The organism is Arthrobacter sp. MPF02, assembly GCF_046605375.1.
Lineage (GTDB): Bacteria > Actinomycetota > Actinomycetes > Actinomycetales > Micrococcaceae > Arthrobacter.
Genome location: NZ_CP176772.1, coordinates 321,193 through 340,483, shown reverse-complemented (window position 1 = coordinate 340,483; position 19,291 = coordinate 321,193). Strand labels below are relative to the sequence as shown.

Sequence of the window (19,291 nt, the reverse complement as noted above, 5' to 3'; positions counted from 1 at the left end):
CATACAACGTCAGGAGGAACAGTCATGGGAATCGGCGACAGCATCGGCAAGGCAGCAGAGAACGCCATGGAGGACCTCGCGGGAACATCGAAGCCCACGGAAAAGCTGGACGTTCCCGAGCCCACAGACCCCAATGACGACGTGGAGGTCCACTCGTCTCTCAGCGAGGGGTCCAACGCCATGGCGGCCGAGAAGGAGAAGGCCCCCGGATTGAAGACCGGCCCTGCCCCCGGACCGGTTTCGGAGAACCCGTTCGGCGGCGACGTGGACGAGACCGACAATGACAGGGCCGAAGCAGGCCGGGGAACGGGCGATGCCGGCCTGGCGGGCGCCGCCACGGCACCCGGCGGCGGAGCAGGCTCGGCCCAGGGCGGGGCTTCGGGGGTTTCCGGCGGTTTGCCGGACAGCAACCCGGATGAACTGCGGGCCGACCCCACCGAGGGCGACCAGGACCCGTCCACGAGCACCGGCCGAGGCTAGGCAGTCCAAATATTCAGGCGGGTGGCCCGGCGGGCCACCCGCCACGCTGTGCCAGGATGTCCCGGAGCAGGTCGGCGCGGTCCGTAACCAGGCCGTCCACGCCGAGGTCGAGGAGGCGTTGCATCTCGGCGGGGTCGTTGATGGTCCACACGTGCACCATCAGGCCGAGCCTGTGCGCGCGGCGGAGAAAGCCGGGCGTAACAACCTCGATCCCGGCGCGGCGGGCCGGCACCTGCAGCGCCTGGACGCCCCCCAGGACCCGCCGCATCAGCCGCCGGAACAAGGGCCCGGGCAGAACCGGGCCCAGCAGCGTGAACGCGGTGATCGAGGCAACCCCGGCAGAGGCGGCAACCGGACGGCTAAGCAGCTTCAGCACGGCCCGCCGCCGGAGGTCTGAAAAGCTGGTGACCAGCACCCGGTCATGCGCCTGGTGGCGTTCGATGGCCGCCGCCGTGCTGCGGACCGAATTCCAGTCCTTGACGTCCAGGTTGAGCCGGGCGCCGGGCAGCGCGGTAACCAGCTCGTCAAAGGTGGGAATCGGTTCGCGACCGCCGATCCGGACCTTCCCAACCGCCGCCGCCGGCAACTCCGAAACCTTGCCCCCGCCGTCGGTTACCCGGTCCAGGGTGCTGTCGTGGAAAAGGAGCAGCACGCCGTCGGACGTTGTGTGGACGTCTGTTTCCAGGTACCGGTACCCCATGGCGGCGGCGGCGCGGAACGCGGCCATCGAGTTCTCCAGCCCGTCACGGGAAAAGCCGCGGTGCGCCATGGCGATTGGCAGCTGGTTGCCGTCGGCGTCCGCGTTGTCGAAGTACGGCAGGGTCACACCTGCGAGCGTACCGGAGACCGCCCGGCCGGGCAGGCCTCAGTCCTCGCAGGGCAGGATCTCCACGCCGTCGCCGCAGTGCAGCAGGGTGCGGCCGCGGCCGCCGTCGAGATTTATCCACACCACGGTGTTGTCGGGGGTGATGGCATCCACCACCCCTCCGGTTTCGAAGCCGGGCGCCAGCAGGACACGGACGCGGTCACCCTGCCGGAGCTTCTTCCAGTGCGGAGCAGGCGTTGCCCTGCGCAGCGGTGCATCGGCGATATCGCGTTTGACGTTACGTGCCATCTTTACCCCTTAAGCCAGCAGGAGAGGAGTCTGCTCTCCAACCTTCACGCTAGGGAGCGAAGGTGAACGCGAGGTGAGCGCCAGCTGTGAAATCGGCGGCAGGTGCGGGAATCAGGGGCGCGGTGCATTCAGGGATGCCAACCGCTCCTCCAGGACCTGGGCCACGCCGTCGTCGTCGAAGTGGGGCGCCTGCTGACCTGCCGCAAGGATGGCCTCCGGGTGGCCGCTTGCCATGGCGTAGCCGTTGCCGGCCCAGCGGAGCATCTCGATGTCGTTTGGCATGTCGCCGAAGGCCACCACATCTGCGGCGTCGATTCCAAGCCCTGTTGCATACTCGGCAAGGGTGACCGCCTTGTTGACGCCCGGCAGGGACAACTCCAGCATGGCGACGCCCGGCGAGGAGTGCGTGGCCGCCGCCAGGTGCCCGACGGCGGGACGCACCTCCGCGAGGAAGTCATCCGGAGTGCCCTCCCGGACAATGGCGAGGAACTTCACCACGCTGTCGTCACCGGCGAGGGTCTCCCGCAGCGGGGCGGGGGTGAACTCGGACAGCAGTTCACTGGATTCGTTCTCAATGAAGCCGGGCTCGAGGTGGAAGCCCGTGAGCGTTTCGGCGGCGAAAAGGGCGGCCGGGCGGAGCTTCTTGATGATGCGGCGGAGCTCGAGCACGGCGTCGAGGCGAAGCGTCCGCGCGGACACCAGCCTGTCGGTTTCGAGGTCCCAGACTACGGCGCCGTTGGAGCAGATGACGGTGCCGGTGTGGCCGAGCTGATCCTGGAGCGGGTGCAGCCAGCGGGGCGGGCGGCCCGTGACAAAGACGAGTTCGACGCCGGCGTCGCGGCAGGCGTGGAAGGCACGGACGGTGCGGCCGCTGATTTTCCCGTCGTGCCCGAGGATCGTTCCGTCCATATCGCTTGCTACCAACCGCATCCTGCCAGTTTACGTGGGTTGCGGCCGGACGGCTGCACCCGGCGGCCGAAGGGAGGTACGGATGTCTGCTCGTGGCAGTACACTAATTGAATCGAACATATATTCGAAAAAGGGTGTGTTGTGGGCGTTATTATCGGTCCCCGCGTGATAGATGCGGGTGCCTCGCTGTTCTCGGTGCTGATCGCCCCTGTGGCGGTGCCCGCGGGTTTCCCGTCGCCGGCGCAGGACTATTTCGACGGCCGGATCGACCTGAACGCGCACCTGATCAAGGACATCACCAGCACGTTCGTAGTGCGGGTGACCGGGGACTCGATGGAGGGCGCCGGGATCAGCGACGGGGACGAACTCATCGTCAACCGGGCCCTGGAGCCCAAGGACGGCTCCGTGGTGATCGCCGTGCTGGACGGGGAACTGACCATTAAGCGGCTTCGCATCACCCCTTCCGGTGTGGTGCTGCAGGCGGAGAACCCGAAGTACCCGGACATCCGGGTCCCTGCCCTGTCCGAACTGACGGTGTGGGGCGTGGCCACCCGGTGCCTGCACCATGTCTGACACACTGCGGAAGGAGGGGGCGGGCCATGCCTAAGCCTGCCTTGATGCGGCAGATGCCACAGATCGCCCACGTGGATGTGAACTGCTTTTACGCCTCGGCCGAACGCGCCTTCGACCCTTCCCTGGAGGGCCGGCCGTTGATCGTCCTTTCCAACAACGACGGCTGTGCCGTGACCCGCTCCCCGGAAGCCAAGGCACTGGGAATCAAGACCGGCGACCCGTGGTTCAAGCTCGCGCCCCGGGCCAAGGAGTGGGGGCTGGTGGCCAAGTCCAGCAACTATGAGTTGTACGGGGACATCAGTGCCCGGGTGATGGAACTGCTCGGCAGGCACTCGGCCTGGCTGGAGGTCTACAGCATCGACGAGGCGTTCCTGGGGGTGAAGGGGGACGCGGAACAACTGCTGGACCTCGGCCGAAGGATCAAGGAAACGGTGCGGCGGCACGTGGGTGTTCCGGTGTGCGTGGGCATTGCACCCACCAAGACCCTGGCCAAGCTCTGCAACAAGTGGGCCAAGAACAACCCTGCATTCGGCGGGGTGTGCCACTGGGACAGCGTTCCCGCTCCGGTGCGGGAGTCTCTGCTGGCCCGGTTGTCCGTGGAGGAAATTTGGGGCATCGCGGGCCGGCTCACCAGGCGCCTGAACGTCCTGGGCATCTTCACGGTGCTGGACCTGGTCAACGCGGACCCGGTGGTCATCCGCGACAAGTTCTCCGTGGTGATGATGCGCACGGTCCTGGAACTGCGGGGCACGCCCTGCATTCCAATGGAAGAAGAGCGCATCGGCCAGGACCAGCTGATCTTTTCCCGTTCCTTCTCCACGCCTGTCACCACCGTTGAAGGCCTGCGGCAGGTCCTGGGCATCTACGGGCAGCAGGCGAGCGCGAGGCTGTCCAAACACGGGCTGCAGGCAAAGGTGCTGACCGCCTTCGCCGCGACGTCCCGGTTCAGGGACCACGAACAGGCCTACCCCTCGGTGTGCGTCTCCCTTCCCATGCCCACCGCGGACCCGCTCCTGCTCACCAGGGCCGCCCATGCGCTGCTGCCCCAGGTGCGCGACGGCCTCAAGTACGCCAAAGCGGGGCTGATGCTCACGGACCTGCGTCCCACCGGGAACCAGCCGCCGCTGGAACCGTTCGAGAACCGGCACGAGGAACGCGGCATCGGACCGTTGCTTGAGGATGTGAGCCGGCGCTTTGGCCGGAGCTCGATCGGGCTTGGCCACGCCGGAATCAGGACCGGACTGGACTGGACCATGAAGCGCGGCATGCAGTCCCCCCGGTACACCACGCACTGGGACGAACTCCCGCTGGTGAAGGCGGCCTGAGGCGTGCCCGGCTCTGGGGCGGCCCGCCCTCAGGCCAGCGGTTCGCGCGGCGCCCGTGCGCCGTCGAACAAGGCACTGGTGCTGGCCTGCGGGACCACCACGTGAACGGCGTTCCGCTCCACAGTGAAGTCGGTGGGCGTCACCGCGGCGATCTCGCCGTCGAGGTTTACCGACTGCGGCGGCCCGGTGACCAGCCGGACGTGCCGGCTGGTCACGTGGTATACCCGGTCGTGCCCGACGAAGCTCCCGTCCCGCAGCAGCCGGGCAATCTTTACGTGTTCCCGCAGCGGTGCCGCGAGGATGGCGTAGATATCGAGCGTATGGTCGTCGATGCCTGCCGTCGGGGACACCGTGTTGCCGCCGCCGTAGTGCCTGCCGTTGCCCACGGCCACCTGGAGGAGGTTCTCAAGCTGCATCGGCTCGTGGTCCCCGTCCGGAAATTCCAGGCGGGCGGCGAAGGGTTCATGCCGGGCGTAGGACCGCAGGGTGGCGATGCCGTACGCGAGCGGCCCAAGGCGCCGCTTCAGGCCGGGGCTGAGCGCCTCCGCAACCCGTACGGACAGGCCCACGGACGCCACGTTCAGGAACGGCAGGCCGTTGGCGCGGCCGAGGTCAATGTCCACCACCTTCCCCTGCGCCACGGCAGCACAAGCATCGGCCAGGTTGCCGGGGATCTCGAGCGTCCGGGCAAGGTCGTTGGCCGTGCCGAGCGGAAGGATGCCGAGCACGACGTCGGTGCCGGCAACCAGGCCGGCGGCGTAGCTGACCGTCCCGTCCCCGCCGCCGACCACCAGCAGGTCATGCCCGCCGGCAACCACCCGGGCCAGCGCGCCGGCCAGCTCGGCCCCCGAACGGACGTGATGCACGGCGGTGATCGGCACGCCGGCCTCGCGCAACCCCTGTACCGCCTGGTGTGACGCGGCAGCGCCGCGGCGTGATCCGGTGTTGATGACCACGGCGGCAGACTGCACCTCTCCGGCAACCTTCATGGTGGACATACTAGGGCGGCGACCTGTGAATTCCACGGCCGGGCCTACAACGCGGCTTAAAGGGGTAAGCCCCTCCGCTGAACTGCGAAGGGGCTGCCCGTCATATCCGCGGGTAAGTGTCAAGCGTGGAACGGGCTACCGCGGGGACAGCGGGGCGGGCACCAGTTCCGGGGCAGCTGGCGGCTCCGACCCCTGCGGGTCCGGGGCAGCTGCAGACCCGGCTCCGGTTGCGCGCGGAGTTGGGGGTGCAGCAGCTGCGTGTTCGGCGAGGACTCCGGTCTGGTGCCTGATCTTCGTCCGGTACAGCAGGGCGCCGCCTACGGTCACTGCGGCAACGAACAGCACGCCGCCCCACTGCAGGTACCACTCAAACGGCGGCACCGAGTTGTAGATTTCGGACCGCGGCCAGATCAGGTTCAATGTCATGGCACCGCCCCACAGGACCGCGAGGATATTCACGGGCAGGCCCCACTTGCCGAGGCTGAACCCGGCCTTGCCGTGGATTTCGTCGGACAGCGGCCATTTCTTCAGGAAGCGCCGCCGCAGCAGGGGCACGGTGACCAGCAGGTAGGACAGGTAGATCAGGACGATGCTGATGCTGGACAGGATGGTGAAGATCGCCGGCTGGGAGACATTGACGACCAGCGGAATGATGGCGATGACCCCAATAACGATGGCCGCCACGGTGGGTGTCTTGCGCTCGGGGTGGACTTTGCTGAGCTGCCGGCTGAACGGCAGGTTGTTGTCCCGGGCCATGGCGAACATCATGCGGATGGCGGCGGCATGGACTGCGAGGGTGCAGACGAACACTGCAACGACGATGCAGGCCAGGAACGCCTTGCCGAAGGGCCCTCCCAGCACGGAGAGCACGATGTACTGCAGGCCGCCGTCTGCGCTGCCCAGCTTGGGATCGTTCAGGTCGGGAGCGGCCAGGAGTCCACCGAGGAGGATCAGGCCGCCGAGGATGAAGGAAGCCGTGATCGCCCGCAGGATCGCCTTTGGAGCGGTCTTCTTCGGGTCCTTCGTCTCCTCGCCCAGGGAACTGGCCGTGTCGAAGCCGTACATCACGTACCCGGATGCCATCGCGCCGATAAGGAAGACCCCGAAGAAGCCAAGGTCGTTCCCTGCGCCGTAGCCGGCGGTGCTGAACAGGACTTCCGGCCCCCGCACCACGTGCCATCCCAATGCCAGGATCAGGAGGACGGCGGCGGCCAGCTCAACGAAGACGCCAATGCTGTTGATTTTGGTCATCAGCTTCACGCCGAAGGCATTGATGAGGGTGGAGATGGTGATCATGATGCTCGCCAGCAGGACGCCGTTGAGGGCGAAGTCGTAGGTGCCGGTGCCGTCACCGATGATCTGGAAACCGGACCAGATCTGGGGCAGGGTGAGCTGCAGCGCCAGGGCGACCGCTCCGAGCGCCACCATGGAGGAGATGAGCAGCAGCCAGCCGGCCAGCCATGCGAACGTCCCCGACGAAAGTTGCTTGGCCCAGTTGTAGACGGACCCGGCTACGGGATAGCGGCCGGCGAGCTCGGCAAAACAGAGCGCCACCATCAGCTGGCCGACGAAGACGATGGGCCAGGACCACGCGTAGGCCGGGCCCGCCATGGAGAAACCAAAGTAGAACAGTTGAAAAACACCCGTGAGGATGGAGATGTAGCTGACTCCGGCCGCGAAGCTGGCGAACTTGCCGATGCTGCGGTCCAAAGTCTGGGCATAGCCGAATTCGTCCATGCCACTTGAATCAGTACTCTTGCTGGGTTCCAACATCTGAACTCCTTTAAGTCAGAAAAAGCACAGTGTTTGTTGACCCGCGGCCGCCATTGGACGCAGGTGATGCAACCGGCCGGGCGCCGCCGTGCGCGGCGCCCGGCCGTTCCCCGTTGCTGCGTGGTGCCTATTCGGCAGCGGCAACCCCCGGTTCCTGCGGAGGTGAACCGAACCAGCCACTGGGTGCGGGCCGGACGTTCTGCCAGATGTGTTTTGCCTCGCGGTACTCGTCCAGTCCCGCGCGGCCAAGCTCACGGCCGATGCCCGACTTCCCGAAGCCGCCCCATTCCGCCTGCGGGACATAGGGGTGGTAGTCGTTGATCCAGACCGTTCCGTGGCGGAGCGCGGACGCCATGCGCTGCGCCTTGGATGCATCCGAGGTCCAGACGGCACCGGCCAGGCCGTATTCGGTGTCGTTCGCGATGGCCACCGCCTCAGCCTCGGTGCGGAAGGTTTCAACGGTCAGCACCGGCCCGAAGGACTCCTCCTGCACCACGCTCATGCCCGTACGGCAGTTGCCCAGGACGGTGGGCGGGTAGAAAAAGCCATCAGCGAGCGGGCCGTCGTCGGGGATGTACCCGCCGCACAGCAGGTCGGCACCTTCGGCGATTCCTGCCTGCACATAGGCGTGGACCTGGTCGCGGTGCTTTGCGGAGATGAGCGGGCCGGTCTCGGCACTGGAATCGAACGGGCCGCCCATGCGGATCTCCTTTGCCCGTTCCACCACTTCGGCCACGAAGCGTTCGGCAATGGATTCCTCGACGACGAGCCGCGCCCCTGCCGAGCAGACCTGCCCGGAGTGCAGGAAGACGGCGGTCAGGGCGTTGTCGACGGCGGCGTCCCAGTCCGCGTCAGCAAAGACAACATTGGGATTCTTCCCACCCAGTTCCAAAGCGACACGCTTAATGGTTTCGGCGGCGGCGGCCATGATCGTCTGGCCCGTCGCCAGGCTCCCGGTCAGGGAGACAAGATCAACGCGCGGGTCAGAACTGAGCGGTCCGCCCACCTTCGACCCCTTACCCGTCACAAGGTTCGCGACGCCGGCGGGAACCCCGGCTTCCGCGAGGGTTTCCATCAGCAGGATGGACGTGGAGGGCGTCAGTTCGCTCGGCTTGAGCACGAAGGAGTTCCCGGTGACGAGCGCGGGCGCCACCTTCCACGCCGCCTGCAGCAGCGGATAGTTCCACGGTGCGATGAGGGCACACACGCCCAGCGGTTCGTAAATGACCCGGCTGATGGCGTCGGGCCGTCCCGTGTCGATTACCCTGCCGGCATCGAGGCCTGCGATCTTCCCGTAATAGCGGAAGCAGGCGGCGATGTCGTCGATATCGTACTCGGCCTCCACCAGGCGCTTGCCCGTATCGAGGGCCTCGGCGCGGGCGTAGACCGCCTTGTCCCGCTCCAGCAGGTCGGCCACCCGGAGCAGGACCGCGCCGCGCTCAATGTCGCTGAGCCGCCGCCACGGACCCTGGTCGAACGAGTGGCGCGCACTCGCAATCGCCCGCTCGGCGTCATCCACCGTCGAGGACTGTACGACGGCGACCTCCAGGCCGTCCGCAGGGCAGCGCACGACTGTTGTGCCGCCGTCGGACGCTTCCTGCCAGGCGCTGTCAATATACAGGCCCTTGATCACATCCTGGTCCCCGCCCGTGGGGCGGACGCGCTGAACCGTGGCCGTCATCGTTCCTCCTGCAGGGTGTTCTTCACGGTCCGGGTAGTCCTTTATATCCAACATCGCTAGGCCTTTGCTGCCGCTGCAGCCGTGAGCGGGGCGCCGTCACGTTCCAGTGGGCTGAGGCCGTGCCGGTAGAACTCCGCGTACTGCGGCGCCAGGGGCTTCTTGCCGGCGATCAGGTCGGCGGCTTTTTCCGCGAGCATCATTACGGGGGCATAGATGTTGCCGTTGGTGACGTAGGGCATGGCGGAAGCGTCCACCACGCGCAGGCCGCTGGTGCCGTGCACTGTCATGTCCAGCGGGTTGACCACGGCCATGGGGTCCGAGTCCGGCCCCATCTTCGCGGTGCAGGAGGGATGCAGGGCCGTTTCGGCGTCGCGGGCCACCCAGTCCAGGATCTCCGCATCCGTCTGTACGGCCTTGCCGGGAGAGAGCTCGCCGCCATTGAAGGGCAGCATGGCGGACTGGCCGAGGATGTCGCGGGCAACGTGAATGGCTTCCACCCATTCGCGCCGGTCCTGGTCCGTGGAGAGGTAGTTGAAGACCATGGACGGGTGCACCGTGGGATCGGTGGACTTGATCTTCAGCGTGCCCCGGGCGTCCGAGTACATGGGGCCGATATGCACCTGGTATCCGTGCTTCGCATCCGCCTTCTGGCCGTCGTAGCGGACGGCCACCGGGAGGAAGTGGAACATCAGGTTGGGGTAGGCCACATCCTCGTTGGACCGGACGAACCCGCCGCCCTCGAAGTGGTTGGTGGACGCGGGACCCTTCCGGCCGAACAGCCATTGCATGCCGATCCACGGCATGCGCCAGACGTCCAAGGCCGGCTGCATGGACACCGGCTGGGTGCAGGCGTGCTGGATGTAGACCTCCAGGTGGTCCTGCAGGTTCTGGCCGACGCCGGGCAGGTTGACCACGGAGTTGATGCCCAGCGAGTTCAGGTGCTGCGCATCGCCGATGCCGCTGAGCTGCAGCAGCTGCGGGGTGTTGATGGCGCCGCCAGCCAGGATCACCTCGCCCGCGTTCACCTGATGGGTCTTGCCGTTGCGGCGGTAAGTGACGCCGGTTGCCACGTTCCCCTTGAAGTTGACCTTGGTGACCAGCGCGCGGGTGAGGACGGTCAGGTTGCTCCGGCCGAAGTTCGGCCGCAGGTAGGCACGGGATGCCGAGAGACGCTGGCCCTTGTGGACGTTGCGGTCGAAGGCGGCGAAGCCCTCCTGGCGGTAGCCGTTGACATCGTCCGTGAGCGGGTAGCCGGCTTCCTGTGCGGCGGCGAAAAACGCCTGGAACAGCGGATTGGTGGCGGGGCCGCGCTCCAGGACCAGCGGGCCGTCATGGCCGCGGAGTTCGTCGTCGGGGTCAGCGGCGAGTGCGTTTTCCATCCGGTTGAAGTAGGGCAGGCAATGCGCGAAGTCCCAGGTTTCCATGCCGGCGTCGGCACCCCAGCGCTCGTAGTCGAGCGGGTTTCCGCGCTGGAAGATCATGCCGTTGATGGAGCTCGAGCCGCCAAGGACCTTGCCGCGGGCGTGTGCCACCCGGCGGCCGCCCATGTAGGGCTCGGGATCCGACTGGTAGCGCCAGTCGTAGAGCGGGTTGCCGCTGGGGAAGGTCAGCGCGGCGGGCATCTGGATAAACAGGTCCCACGGGTAGTCGCTGCGTCCGGCCTCGAGGACCAGGACGCTGCTGTTGCCTCCGTCGCTCAGCCGGTCGGCCAGCACGGAGCCCGCGCTGCCGCCGCCGACGATGACGTAGTCGTAAGTGGTTGTGGTCATGCTGCAAACTCTCCTTCTACCTGGTGCCATCAGTGGCCCAGGGCGGGTAGTCGTTCTTCCGAAAGCGAAAGGTTGACCGTGTTAGCCGGAGAATCCGCGGTATTCCCTGGTGTGGCGTAGGTCATATCCAAGGAGAGTAGTGCACCTTGAACAAGTGTTCAATAGGAAAACTGGACAAGTGTTCAAAATTTACGGGCGCGAAACATCAACGGCATGATGACCTGCGGAAACCGAGGGCCGGGCTTGCAAAATGTCGCGCTTGCGGCGGAATGTGACAGCGCGTGATTGCCTGTTTTCTGTGCACGGTAATGGGCCGTGCGGCGGGTGAGGCCCCGCGGGAAGGTCGCGGGATAGCTGCTGGAATCGGGCTAGGCTGCGAAGGCGATTTCTTCGGTCCGGGCGATGCTGCGCTGGATGAATTCCTTGTCCACGCCCAGCAGCGCGGTCAGCCACATGCCGTTCTGCACAACCACGATGTCGGCCGCCCGCTCCTTGCACTCCGTGCTGGACAGCTCCGGTTTGGCATTGCCGATTAGGGCCGCGAGCCCGTCCAGGTACCGGTCAAACGCAGCCGCGTTGATCAGGGCGAAGTCCTCGTGCGCCCGCGCGAGCGCCCACAGGTGCAGGCGCAGGGACAGGTACCGGGTGGTCAGGAGTTCCGGGCCGGCAACCCGCCGGAGGGCGTTCTGGAGCTGCTCGTCCGGGGGCAGTGCGGGGTCCGGCGCAACCAGGGCGAGGTCGTGTTCGTCGACGCTGTGCAGGGCGGCACGGATCAGGCTCGATTTGTCCTCGTAGTAGTAATTCACCAGCCCGAGCGCGACGCCGGCCTCGCGCGCCACCGCACGCATGTTCACTCCCGAGATCCCGTGGCGGGACAGCAGGTCCAGCGCCGCTTCAAGAATGCGCTGCTGCCGGTCAACCTGCTCGCCCTGTTCACGGGAGTTCACGGTGCTTGTGTCCACCCGGCCAGAATATGGGGAAACCGGCTACGCTGCACCTCGCCGTGCCTGCCAGCCGCTTTATGCGACGCTGCCGCTAATGCGCATGACGGGCACCGATCTCGACAATGAGCACCCCTGCGGAAATGAGCAGGATCCCGCACACCATGGTTGGCGTCAGCGGCTCCTTGAACAGCACACGGCTGGCGACGGCGGTCAGCGCAACGCCGCACGCCACCCAGATGCCGTACCCGACCCCCAAGGGAAGGCCTTCCGCGAGGGCGAGGCCAAGGAAACCGAAGGCGCTGGCGTAGCCGGCCACGATGGGGATCAGCCACACCTTCTTTTTCAGCCCCTCGGAGGCGCGCAAGGACATGGTGGCGGCGACTTCGGTGAGGATGGCCAGGCCGAGGAAGAACCAGGTCATGCTTGTTCCCCCTGCTTGGCGTGGGCCTTCTGCGAACCCACCTCAACGGTGATGACGCCCGCCAGGATGAGTGCCATACCGGCCCCCATGAGCCAGGTGAGCGGCTCGTCGAAGATACTCGCGGACAACAGCGCGGTGGCCGTGACGCCGCCTGCTCCCCAGGCGCCGTAGGCGACGCTGATGGTCATGCCCAGCCGTAGGCACAAGCTCAACAGAAGGAAGGCTGTTACGTATCCGAACACCACCATGACGTACCAGCCAGGCGCCTCGATGGCAGCCTTGAGGGCAAGCGTGGCACTGACCTCCGTGATGATCGCTCCGGCGAGGCTCAGCCATCGCTTCATTGCGGGTCTCCTTCGGGAATCAGGTCGAGGATGGAGGCCAGGATCAGGGCGCGCTCAGCCGGCTCCGGCGTGGACACACCGCTGGCCTGCGCGGCCCAAAAACCGTCAGCCGCAAGCCGGGCAGTTGCCAGCCGGGCACGTTGCTCCGGTGGTGTGCCGTCCGGAATGTCCAGCCAGGGTTCGAGGTGCCGTGCCCATGCCTCCTGCAGTTCAGCCTTGTACGCCGAGTGGAACCACAGCGCCCATTCGGCACGCATGTTTTGGCCGTCGGCGGCAGCCTGGACGTACGAACGGTAACGCGCAGTGACGGTGGCCCTGCCCTTCCCCAGTAGCTCCGCCATCCTCCCTTCCAGCTGGCAGGCGGCGTATTCAACCAGGGCAACCATGAGCGCATCCCGATTGGGAAAGTGGTACATCAGTCCCGGCTTGGTGACCCCGGCCTCGGAGGCTACGGCATCAAGGGTGATGGCAGCCCCCTGATTGCCGGCGGCCACACGCAAACCTGCCTCCAGGATCCTTGGGCGCTGACTTTCCCTCACACTAAAACTTTACCATCCGGAAGGTAAAGTTTGACCGTTATTGACCGCTCCCTGAAGAACATCGTCTTCACGGTGGATCCACAGGCCGGCACCTACAACAAGCTGCTGGAAAACGGTGTCACCGCGGGCACCACCAAGCAGGCCGACATCAACGGCATCTTCGACCTTCGGGCACTCAATGAGGTGACGGGCGAAAAGACCTCTGCAGCGGGTCTCGGCAAGGAGTAACGCCTGGGCTGGGGAAAGTGACCCACCTGGCCGACGGTGCTGTATTCCGCCAGGTGGGTCTTTCTTGTGCCAATCCTGCGCTGTTGCCAGAATTAGTCGGTTTCAACGCCCCTAAGCTGGAGAAGATTCATCGGTGTCGGCTTGGGGGATGTTTGAGTGGGCGGTTCGGGCAGGAGGTTTGAGTCGTGGCCTGGAACGCCCGACGGCGGTTCGTTGCCAAAGGTGCGCCGCTCCCCAAGCGGCCGCATTCCGCAGTGGGCTATTGACGAGGCCTTTGGCAAGCTGGAGACACCCGCCCCCTGGCGGGAACAGCCGACACAACCAGGGCCGAAAAGGTTCGAAGCAAGCTTCCGGCGAACGTACCGCCCGGCCCAACGGAAGCGGCGCATACTTACCGCGTTGGGAGTGGCACTCGTCGTCTGTCTGTACTTCACGCCTGCACTTTTCAATCGTGTCATCCTCCCTTTCGCCGCTCCATATCTTCCGGGAGCGGAGGTTCCGCCGCCGGGTTATGAGGCTGCCAGCGCTCCCTTGGGCACACCTCCGGCCAGCACCGGTTCTACCGCTTTCGCCGTGCAGGAGTCTCCCGACCCGCACCAGCAGTTCGCAGCCTACGATCCTTGCCGCCCCCTGCATTACGTGGTCCGGCCCGACAATGCCCTGCCGGGCGGGGACGTCGTAATCAGGGAAGCAGTGTCCGCAGTTTCCGCGGCCTCCGGCCTGCAGTTCGTCTACGACGGCCTAACCGGTGAAGCTCCGGCGGATGACCGGGAGGCCTACCAGCCGGACCGCTATGGAAAGCGTTGGGCTCCGGTGCTGATCACGTGGTCCACACCGGAGGAGACTCCCGGTCTCGGCGGAAACGTGGCCGGCGACGGGGGAAGCACGTCTATCCAGGCACCCGGACAGCCGTTGGTCCTCGTTACGGGACAAGTGCGCCTCGATGCTCCAGACCTGGCTGGCATCATGGCCAGCCGCCCGGATGGAGTGGCCCAGGTGCGGGCCATCATCATGCACGAGCTGGGCCACGTCCTGGGCCTTGACCACATCAACGACCCCACCCAGCTGATGCACGCCGACAATACGGGCGTTACCGACTTCGCCGCCGGTGACCGTGCCGGGCTGGCCCTACTGGGAAGCGGCCCATGCGTCCCGCAGCTGTAACGACCATACGGTGAGGAGCGTCCCGCCTAACCCTCCACATGCCCGTTCAGCTCGGCCCGGGTGGGCGGATTTGCGCCCGGCCGGGAAACGGTAACGGCAGCGGCGCGGGCAGCGTGCGACAGGAGTTCCGCCAGGCCCTCGGCCGGAAGTTCCCGCAGGTCCTTCCTGTTCTGTGCACCGTCCAGGCCGCGGTCCACCAGCCCGGAAAGCAGCGCCGCCATGAAAGAATCGCCCGCGCCCACCGTGTCCGCCACGTCCACGCGCGGTGCCGGGATCTCGGCCTCGCCGGCGGCGGTGATGCCCCAGGGCCCCGCCGCCCCGCGCGTTACCACCACGATGGCTGGCCCCTCGGAGCCGCCGAGCGCCAGCCACTTGCGGGCGGAATCCAGCACGTCCTGCCCCGGGTAAAGCCACTCGAGGTCCTCGTCGGAGGCCTTCACCACATCAGACAGGGAGACAAACTTCTCGGCCTGCCGGCGCGCGTAGTCCACGTCGGTGATGATGCTCGGCCGGCAGTTGGGGTCGAAGCTGATGGTAGCGCGCGGGTGGGCGTATTCGACGGCCGCCAGGACCTCGGTGGCGCCCGGCGCCAGCATGGTGGCGATGGAGCCGGTGTGCAGCAGCGTGGTGCCCTGCAGCATAAAGGCGAGCCGGTCCGCGATGCCGGGAAGCTGCCAGGTGAGGTCGAAGGTGTAGGAGGCGGCGCCGTCGTCACCAATCAGCGCGGTGGCCACGCTGGTGGGAAGCTCGTCCGGCCCCAGCGGAAGCATGACCGAGCTGGACCGCAGGTGCGCGGCCACCGAATCCCCGTAGGCATCCCGGCCGTAGCGGCCAATGAACTGCACGGGATGGTCCAGGCGGGCCAGGCCCACCGCCACGTTCAGCGGGCTGCCGCCCACGTGCGCCTCGATGCCGGAAGCGCGCTGGACAACGTCAACAAGGCCTTCGCCGATAACTGTGAGCATGGTCATACTCTGCCAGAAGAGGCCAGCGGGATGCAGTTTGCGTCAGCCCAGCAGCTCCAGGACCAGTTCACGGCACTTCCGGTAGGCCGCCGTGCCCGGGGCGATCAGCGCATAGTGGTCCCCGGGCACGGTAACCAACTTCGCGGGAACGCCGCCGGCCCGGCCTGCATCCACATATGAGGCGGACAGGGCCGGCGGGACGTCGTCATCCTCCTCGGCGTGCACAGCGTAGACGGCGACGTCCAGTGGCAAGGCGAACAGGGGGTCCGCCTCCCGGTACCGCTCCGGGAATTTCGACGACGGCCCGCCCAGCAGGTTGGCCACGGCACCGTTGCTGAGGTTGAGCCTTTCGGCCTCAGTTAGGTTCAGGACGCCCGACTGGCTCACCACTCCGGTAAGCCGGACGCCGTCGTTCCCGGTCCCGGCCCAGCCAGGACGCCCCGGCCTGTCCCTGCCGGCCGCCCAGACCGCGAGGTGACCGCCGGCGGAATGTCCCAGCGCCACCACCTTGCGCAGGTCCAGGTTATGCAGGCCCGCAAGCCCGGCAAGCATGTCGATGCCGGCCAGGATGTCCTGGAAGGTGCCGGGCCAGCCACCCCCGTTACCGGCCCGCCGGTACTCGAGGTTCCAGGCTGCAATTCCGTGTCCGGCCAGGTCCGTGGCGAGCGGGACCCCCAATTCCGCGCCGTACTGCGCACGCCAGTAGCCGCCGTGGATCACCACCACCACGCCCCTGGGTTTTGCGCCCGGGGCATCGTCGGGCAGGAACAGCTCGCCCCACTGGCTGGGATCCTCGCCGTACTGGTAGCGGTGCCGCATCTGCCGAGACTACAGGGCGCGTTTGAGCCCGGGGATTTGTGGGCATGCTTTCAACCATGGAACCGTCTGAGTCAGTCACCACCCATGAGTCAACAGTTGAGGAATGGACCCGCGCCCTGGCCGAGTCCACCGGCTCGCCCGGCGGCGGCGCCGGGACCGGCGTGATGCTTTCCGTGGCGGCGTCACTGACATCCATGGTTGCCGGGTACAGCGACGGCGACCGTGTGGAGGCCGTCCGCGGGCGGGCACGTGCGCTCCGGAGTGAAGCGCTGCGCCTGGCGGATGAGGACGCGGCGGCGTCCCAGGCCTTTGGTGCGGCTTTCCGGCTTGAGAAGGGGCCGGGGCGGGACGAGGCGATCCGGCAGGCGTCCGTGGACGCCGCGAAATCATCGGCCGTTCTGGGCGAGCGGGCCGTCCAGGCCATTGACGACCTCGCCTGGCTGGCAGAGAACGGAAACCCGGCACTCATCGCCGATACCGTCGTAGCGTTCGGCGCACTCCGTGCCGCGGTGGCCGGCGCCCGCACCAACGTCAGTTTCGACCTCGCGTCGCTCCGTTCCGCCGGCACCAATTTGGAGGACGTCCGCGAACAGCACCCGGACCTGTGGGCTGCGGTGCAGCGGCTCACCTCTGCGCTTGAGCGGATCGACAGCCTGACCGCCGGAATTGATGACCGGGCCGCTCCCACCGATAGCATCTGACGGGCGGGTTTCCCCCGATGTGGTCCCGCCCGGATGGATTACCGCGTCCGCAACCGGACTGGCGGGCGGGACTGACTAAGGGACAACATTCTTGGACGGCGTCTTAAAAGGCTTCTTTGTGGTGGGCGCCGTGATGCTCGTCGGCTACATCCTGGGCAGGAGCATCGCCCTGGGCCCGCACGGGACCAAGGTGCTGTCCACCCTGACCTTCCTTGTGGGCCTCCCCAGCCTGATGTTCTCCATGATCGCCACCCGGCACATCTCGGACGTGCTGAGCGAAACCGGCTTGATCTCCGTGTCCACCGCCGCCGCCATGATGGTCCTATTCGCCATCATCGGTGCGGCCGCCAGGTGGGGCGTGCGGAAAACGACCATCGGTGCGCTGGCCACCGGCATCGTGAACTCCACCAACCTCGGCGTTCCACTGTCCCAATACGTGCTGGGAAGCGCCACCTACGTCACACCCATCATGCTGTTCCAGCTGGCCATCGTCACCCCGATCGCCCTCACCATCCTGGACCTCAGTAACCCCAACGGTGAAAAGCCGTCCGTTCGGCGCATTCTCGCCACGCCCTTCCGCAACCCCGTGACAGTGGCAGCCATCCTCGGGATCGTGGTCAGCGCCGTCGGGATCCAGGTCCCGGAACTGGTGCTGGATCCGCTGAAGCTCATCGCGCAGGTCACCGTCCCGCTGATGCTGATCATCTTCGGCATGTCCCTGCACGGGCTCTCGCCTCGCGGCTCCAGCGGCGACGCCGCTCCCACCACCCTGGCCGTCATCCTCAAATCCGCCATCCAGCCGGTTGCGGCCTGGCTGCTCGCCCGATACGTCTTCCAGCTGGACGGCTTCAGCACGTTCGTGGTCACCGCGTGCGCCATCCTCCCCACCGGACAGAACGTGGTGTTGTACGCCGTCCGGTACCGGGTGGGGCAAAGCCTGGCGCAGACGACGGCGGTGGTCACCTCAGTGCTGGCCATTCCGCTGCTTTTGGGTGCGGCATGGCTGATGAACTGAAGCGCCTGGAGACGATCCGGCCCTAGGCGCCCTCGAGCTCCAGGTGTGGCGTGGGCCGGCGGAACCCGCGGGTCAGGACGGCAAGGTACACCAGGCCAAGTCCCGCCCAGCTCAACCCCAGGGAGAAGGAGAGCCCGCTCAGGCTTGTCCAGAGCCAGAGCGTCAGGACCAGTCCGGTGCCGGGCAGCAGCAGGTTGTTGAGCAGGCCCCCTGGTCCGCGCTGCTTCCCGTTGATGAAGTAATGCTTGATGACGGAAAGGTTGACCACCGAGAAGGCCACCAGGGCCCCGAAGCTGATAAGCGAGGAGACGGTGGTCAGGTCCAGCACCAGGGCAAGCAGCGCCACCGCGGAGGTAAGGACGATGGGGACCACGGGGGTGCCCAGGCGTGAGTGGAGCCGGCCAAGGACCCCGGGAAGGACTCCGCTGCGGCCCATCGAGTGGATGATGCGCGAGACCGAGGCCTGGGAGGTCAGGGCCGAGCCGAGGCTGCCGGCGATGTACGCGGCGGTGAAAAAGGCGACAAGGAGGTTCCCGCCGGCTTTGCCCACAACCTCGATGGCTGCCGAGTCCGGGCTGGCAAAACTTCCCACTGGCAGCAGCTGGTGGCTGATGTACGCGAGCGCCAGGAAGATGAGGCCGGCCAGGACCGTGGTCAGCATGATGGCCCTGGGGATGGTGCGGCGGGGATCCTTTGCCTCCTCGGCGAAGGTGGAGACGGCGTCGAAACCCAGGTAGGAGAGGCAGAGGATGGCGGCGCCGGCCATGATGGGCGAAAAGCCCTCCGCGCCGTCCACCCCGGTGAAGGGCGCCAGCAGATCCACCGTGCCCGCTCCCGTGACGGACACCGAGGCCAGGACCACGAACAGCACTATGAACAGGCCCTGGAGCCCCACCACCACGTAGTTCGCGCGCGCAACCGCGGTGATGCCGACGAGGTTCAGCACGGTCACGGCCACGATGGACACCACAATGAAGAGCCAGGCAGGCACGGCCGGAAAGGCCGCGTTGAGGTAGATGCCGATCAGCAGGTAGTTGATCATCGGCAGGAGCAGATAATCGAGCAGCAGCGACCACCCGGCCAGAAAGCCTAACCCGGGGCCGAAGGAACGGGTTGCGTAGGTGTAGGCGGACCCGCCCAGCGGGAAGGCCTTGGCCATCCGCCCGTAGGACCGGGCGGTGAAGAGCATGACAACCAGGGCCGCGGCATAGGCCGCCGACAGCCGGCCGCCGTTCAACTCCACGACAATGCCGTACGTACTGAAGATGGTGAGGGGCACCATGTACACGAGCCCCAGCAGGACCAGCGAGGGAATCCCCAGGACCCGGCGCCAGCCGTTGCCAGGAGTTCCAGTAGTTTGATGGTTTACCTCAAGCGGGGCTCGGGTGTCGGGTGCGGAGCTCATGCTGGTTCCTAGGAGTTCGGGCCTCCGGCGCGGGGGCGGCACAGGCAGGTGAAGCGGGCTGGGGACGCTGGCAGGAACGCGGCCACGCCGTTGTTGGCCGCTGCCCTCCGGTGGCTTCGATGCTTGCTCAAGT

General features: G+C 66.6%; 20 protein-coding genes and 1 pseudogene. 7 read left to right on the top strand and 14 right to left on the bottom strand.

Features of this window, described 5'->3' with window-relative positions:
• Nucleotides 1–24 precede the first annotated feature (24 nt).
• Entirely contained in the window at nt 25–480 is a 456-nt protein-coding gene (locus ACLH0K_RS01570) for a hypothetical protein (protein ID WP_411375129.1), read from the top strand.
• A 13-nt stretch (nt 481–493) separates the two neighbouring features.
• Here ACLH0K_RS01570 and ACLH0K_RS01565 read toward each other — a convergent pair whose 3' ends face one another.
• The 3 genes from ACLH0K_RS01565 to ACLH0K_RS01555 form a co-directional block, all read right to left on the bottom strand.
• On the bottom strand, nt 494–1,306 hold the full coding sequence (locus ACLH0K_RS01565; RefSeq protein WP_411375128.1) for a glycerophosphodiester phosphodiesterase: 813 nt from the start codon (nt 1,304–1,306) through the stop codon (nt 494–496).
• 39 nt (nt 1,307–1,345) lie between these two features.
• Nucleotides 1,346–1,594 (bottom strand): hypothetical protein, encoded by a 249-nt coding sequence (locus ACLH0K_RS01560; RefSeq protein WP_411375127.1) that lies wholly within the window; start codon nt 1,592–1,594, stop codon nt 1,346–1,348.
• 111 nt (nt 1,595–1,705) lie between these two features.
• The gene (locus ACLH0K_RS01555; RefSeq protein ID WP_411375126.1) at nt 1,706–2,524 is read right to left on the bottom strand and encodes an HAD family hydrolase; all 819 of its coding nucleotides are present in this window, start codon (nt 2,522–2,524) and stop codon (nt 1,706–1,708) included.
• A gap of 120 nt (nt 2,525–2,644) precedes the next feature.
• On the opposite strand from ACLH0K_RS01555, the gene ACLH0K_RS01550 reads away from it, so the two are divergent.
• Nucleotides 2,645–3,076: a LexA family protein gene (locus ACLH0K_RS01550; protein WP_411375125.1), complete on the top strand. Its 432-nt coding sequence runs from the start codon at nt 2,645–2,647 to the stop codon at nt 3,074–3,076.
• A 26-nt stretch (nt 3,077–3,102) separates the two neighbouring features.
• Entirely contained in the window at nt 3,103–4,401 is a 1,299-nt protein-coding gene (locus ACLH0K_RS01545) for a Y-family DNA polymerase (protein ID WP_411375124.1), read from the top strand.
• Nucleotides 4,402–4,430: 29 nt separating this feature from the next.
• Here the strand turns inward: ACLH0K_RS01545 and ACLH0K_RS01540 are convergent, their stop codons facing one another.
• The 8 genes from ACLH0K_RS01540 to ACLH0K_RS01505 form a co-directional block, all read right to left on the bottom strand.
• A complete protein-coding gene (locus tag ACLH0K_RS01540) occupies nt 4,431–5,399 on the bottom strand; it encodes a lipid kinase (RefSeq protein ID WP_411375123.1) in 969 nt (322 codons plus the stop codon).
• Between the two features lie 126 nt (nt 5,400–5,525).
• On the bottom strand, nt 5,526–7,163 hold the full coding sequence (locus ACLH0K_RS01535) for an APC family permease (RefSeq protein WP_411375122.1): 1,638 nt from the start codon (nt 7,161–7,163) through the stop codon (nt 5,526–5,528).
• Nucleotides 7,164–7,290: 127 nt separating this feature from the next.
• A complete protein-coding gene (locus ACLH0K_RS01530; protein ID WP_411375121.1) occupies nt 7,291–8,844 on the bottom strand; it encodes an aldehyde dehydrogenase family protein in 1,554 nt (517 codons plus the stop codon).
• 56 nt (nt 8,845–8,900) lie between these two features.
• Nucleotides 8,901–10,613 carry a choline dehydrogenase gene (betA, locus tag ACLH0K_RS01525; RefSeq protein ID WP_411375120.1) on the bottom strand — a complete coding sequence of 571 codons (1,713 nt, stop codon included), beginning with the start codon at nt 10,611–10,613 and terminating at the stop codon, nt 8,901–8,903.
• A gap of 368 nt (nt 10,614–10,981) precedes the next feature.
• Complete coding sequence (locus tag ACLH0K_RS01520; RefSeq protein ID WP_411375119.1) at nt 10,982–11,575, bottom strand: TetR/AcrR family transcriptional regulator; 594 nt, start codon at nt 11,573–11,575, stop codon at nt 10,982–10,984.
• 73 nt (nt 11,576–11,648) lie between these two features.
• Nucleotides 11,649–11,978: a DMT family transporter gene (locus ACLH0K_RS01515; RefSeq protein ID WP_411375118.1), complete on the bottom strand. Its 330-nt coding sequence runs from the start codon at nt 11,976–11,978 to the stop codon at nt 11,649–11,651.
• On the bottom strand, nt 11,975–12,322 hold the full coding sequence (locus tag ACLH0K_RS01510; protein ID WP_411375117.1) for a DMT family transporter: 348 nt from the start codon (nt 12,320–12,322) through the stop codon (nt 11,975–11,977). Before ACLH0K_RS01510 ends, ACLH0K_RS01515 begins: the two co-directional genes overlap by 4 nt.
• Complete coding sequence (locus tag ACLH0K_RS01505; RefSeq protein ID WP_411375116.1) at nt 12,319–12,861, bottom strand: TetR/AcrR family transcriptional regulator; 543 nt, start codon at nt 12,859–12,861, stop codon at nt 12,319–12,321. Before ACLH0K_RS01505 ends, ACLH0K_RS01510 begins: the two co-directional genes overlap by 4 nt.
• A gap of 36 nt (nt 12,862–12,897) precedes the next feature.
• On the opposite strand from ACLH0K_RS01505, the pseudogene ACLH0K_RS01500 reads away from it, so the two are divergent.
• Nucleotides 12,898–13,089: pseudogene (locus ACLH0K_RS01500) on the top strand (sulfonate ABC transporter substrate-binding protein); the annotation flags it as partial.
• A gap of 531 nt (nt 13,090–13,620) precedes the next feature.
• Complete coding sequence (locus ACLH0K_RS01495; RefSeq protein WP_411375115.1) at nt 13,621–14,253, top strand: matrixin family metalloprotease; 633 nt, start codon at nt 13,621–13,623, stop codon at nt 14,251–14,253.
• 26 nt (nt 14,254–14,279) lie between these two features.
• On the opposite strand, the gene ACLH0K_RS01490 is transcribed toward ACLH0K_RS01495, so the two are convergent.
• The gene (locus tag ACLH0K_RS01490) at nt 14,280–15,218 is read right to left on the bottom strand and encodes a carbohydrate kinase family protein (RefSeq protein ID WP_411375114.1); all 939 of its coding nucleotides are present in this window, start codon (nt 15,216–15,218) and stop codon (nt 14,280–14,282) included.
• A 42-nt stretch (nt 15,219–15,260) separates the two neighbouring features.
• Nucleotides 15,261–16,037, bottom strand: coding sequence for an alpha/beta hydrolase family protein (locus tag ACLH0K_RS01485; protein WP_411375113.1), 777 nt, complete (start codon nt 16,035–16,037; stop codon nt 15,261–15,263).
• Between the two features lie 56 nt (nt 16,038–16,093).
• On the opposite strand from ACLH0K_RS01485, the gene ACLH0K_RS01480 reads away from it, so the two are divergent.
• Both ACLH0K_RS01480 and ACLH0K_RS01475 read left to right on the top strand, forming a co-directional pair.
• On the top strand, nt 16,094–16,738 hold the full coding sequence (locus ACLH0K_RS01480; protein ID WP_411375112.1) for a cyclodeaminase/cyclohydrolase family protein: 645 nt from the start codon (nt 16,094–16,096) through the stop codon (nt 16,736–16,738).
• A 91-nt stretch (nt 16,739–16,829) separates the two neighbouring features.
• Nucleotides 16,830–17,753, top strand: coding sequence for an AEC family transporter (locus tag ACLH0K_RS01475; RefSeq protein ID WP_411375111.1), 924 nt, complete (start codon nt 16,830–16,832; stop codon nt 17,751–17,753).
• 22 nt (nt 17,754–17,775) lie between these two features.
• Here the strand turns inward: ACLH0K_RS01475 and ACLH0K_RS01470 are convergent, their stop codons facing one another.
• Nucleotides 17,776–19,158, bottom strand: a complete 1,383-nt coding sequence (locus tag ACLH0K_RS01470; protein ID WP_411375110.1) for an APC family permease — start codon at nt 19,156–19,158, stop codon at nt 17,776–17,778.
• Between the last annotated feature and the right edge of the window lie 133 nt (nt 19,159–19,291).

Coding starts and splice junctions, on each gene's coding strand:
- betA (WP_411375120.1), bottom strand. CDS start 10,613: ATGACCACAACCACTTACGACTACGTCATCGTCGGCGGCGGCAGCGCG.
- ACLH0K_RS01480 (WP_411375112.1), top strand. CDS start 16,094: ATGGAACCGTCTGAGTCAGTCACCACCCATGAGTCAACAGTTGAGGAA.
- ACLH0K_RS01570 (WP_411375129.1), top strand. CDS start 25: ATGGGAATCGGCGACAGCATCGGCAAGGCAGCAGAGAACGCCATGGAG.
- ACLH0K_RS01510 (WP_411375117.1), bottom strand. CDS start 12,322: ATGAAGCGATGGCTGAGCCTCGCCGGAGCGATCATCACGGAGGTCAGT.
- ACLH0K_RS01530 (WP_411375121.1), bottom strand. CDS start 8,844: ATGACGGCCACGGTTCAGCGCGTCCGCCCCACGGGCGGGGACCAGGAT.
- ACLH0K_RS01555 (WP_411375126.1), bottom strand. CDS start 2,524: ATGCGGTTGGTAGCAAGCGATATGGACGGAACGATCCTCGGGCACGAC.
- ACLH0K_RS01470 (WP_411375110.1), bottom strand. CDS start 19,158: ATGAGCTCCGCACCCGACACCCGAGCCCCGCTTGAGGTAAACCATCAA.
- ACLH0K_RS01540 (WP_411375123.1), bottom strand. CDS start 5,399: ATGTCCACCATGAAGGTTGCCGGAGAGGTGCAGTCTGCCGCCGTGGTC.
- ACLH0K_RS01515 (WP_411375118.1), bottom strand. CDS start 11,978: ATGACCTGGTTCTTCCTCGGCCTGGCCATCCTCACCGAAGTCGCCGCC.
- ACLH0K_RS01560 (WP_411375127.1), bottom strand. CDS start 1,594: ATGGCACGTAACGTCAAACGCGATATCGCCGATGCACCGCTGCGCAGG.
- ACLH0K_RS01490 (WP_411375114.1), bottom strand. CDS start 15,218: ATGCTCACAGTTATCGGCGAAGGCCTTGTTGACGTTGTCCAGCGCGCT.
- ACLH0K_RS01545 (WP_411375124.1), top strand. CDS start 3,103: ATGCCTAAGCCTGCCTTGATGCGGCAGATGCCACAGATCGCCCACGTG.
- ACLH0K_RS01535 (WP_411375122.1), bottom strand. CDS start 7,163: ATGTTGGAACCCAGCAAGAGTACTGATTCAAGTGGCATGGACGAATTC.
- ACLH0K_RS01485 (WP_411375113.1), bottom strand. CDS start 16,037: ATGCGGCACCGCTACCAGTACGGCGAGGATCCCAGCCAGTGGGGCGAG.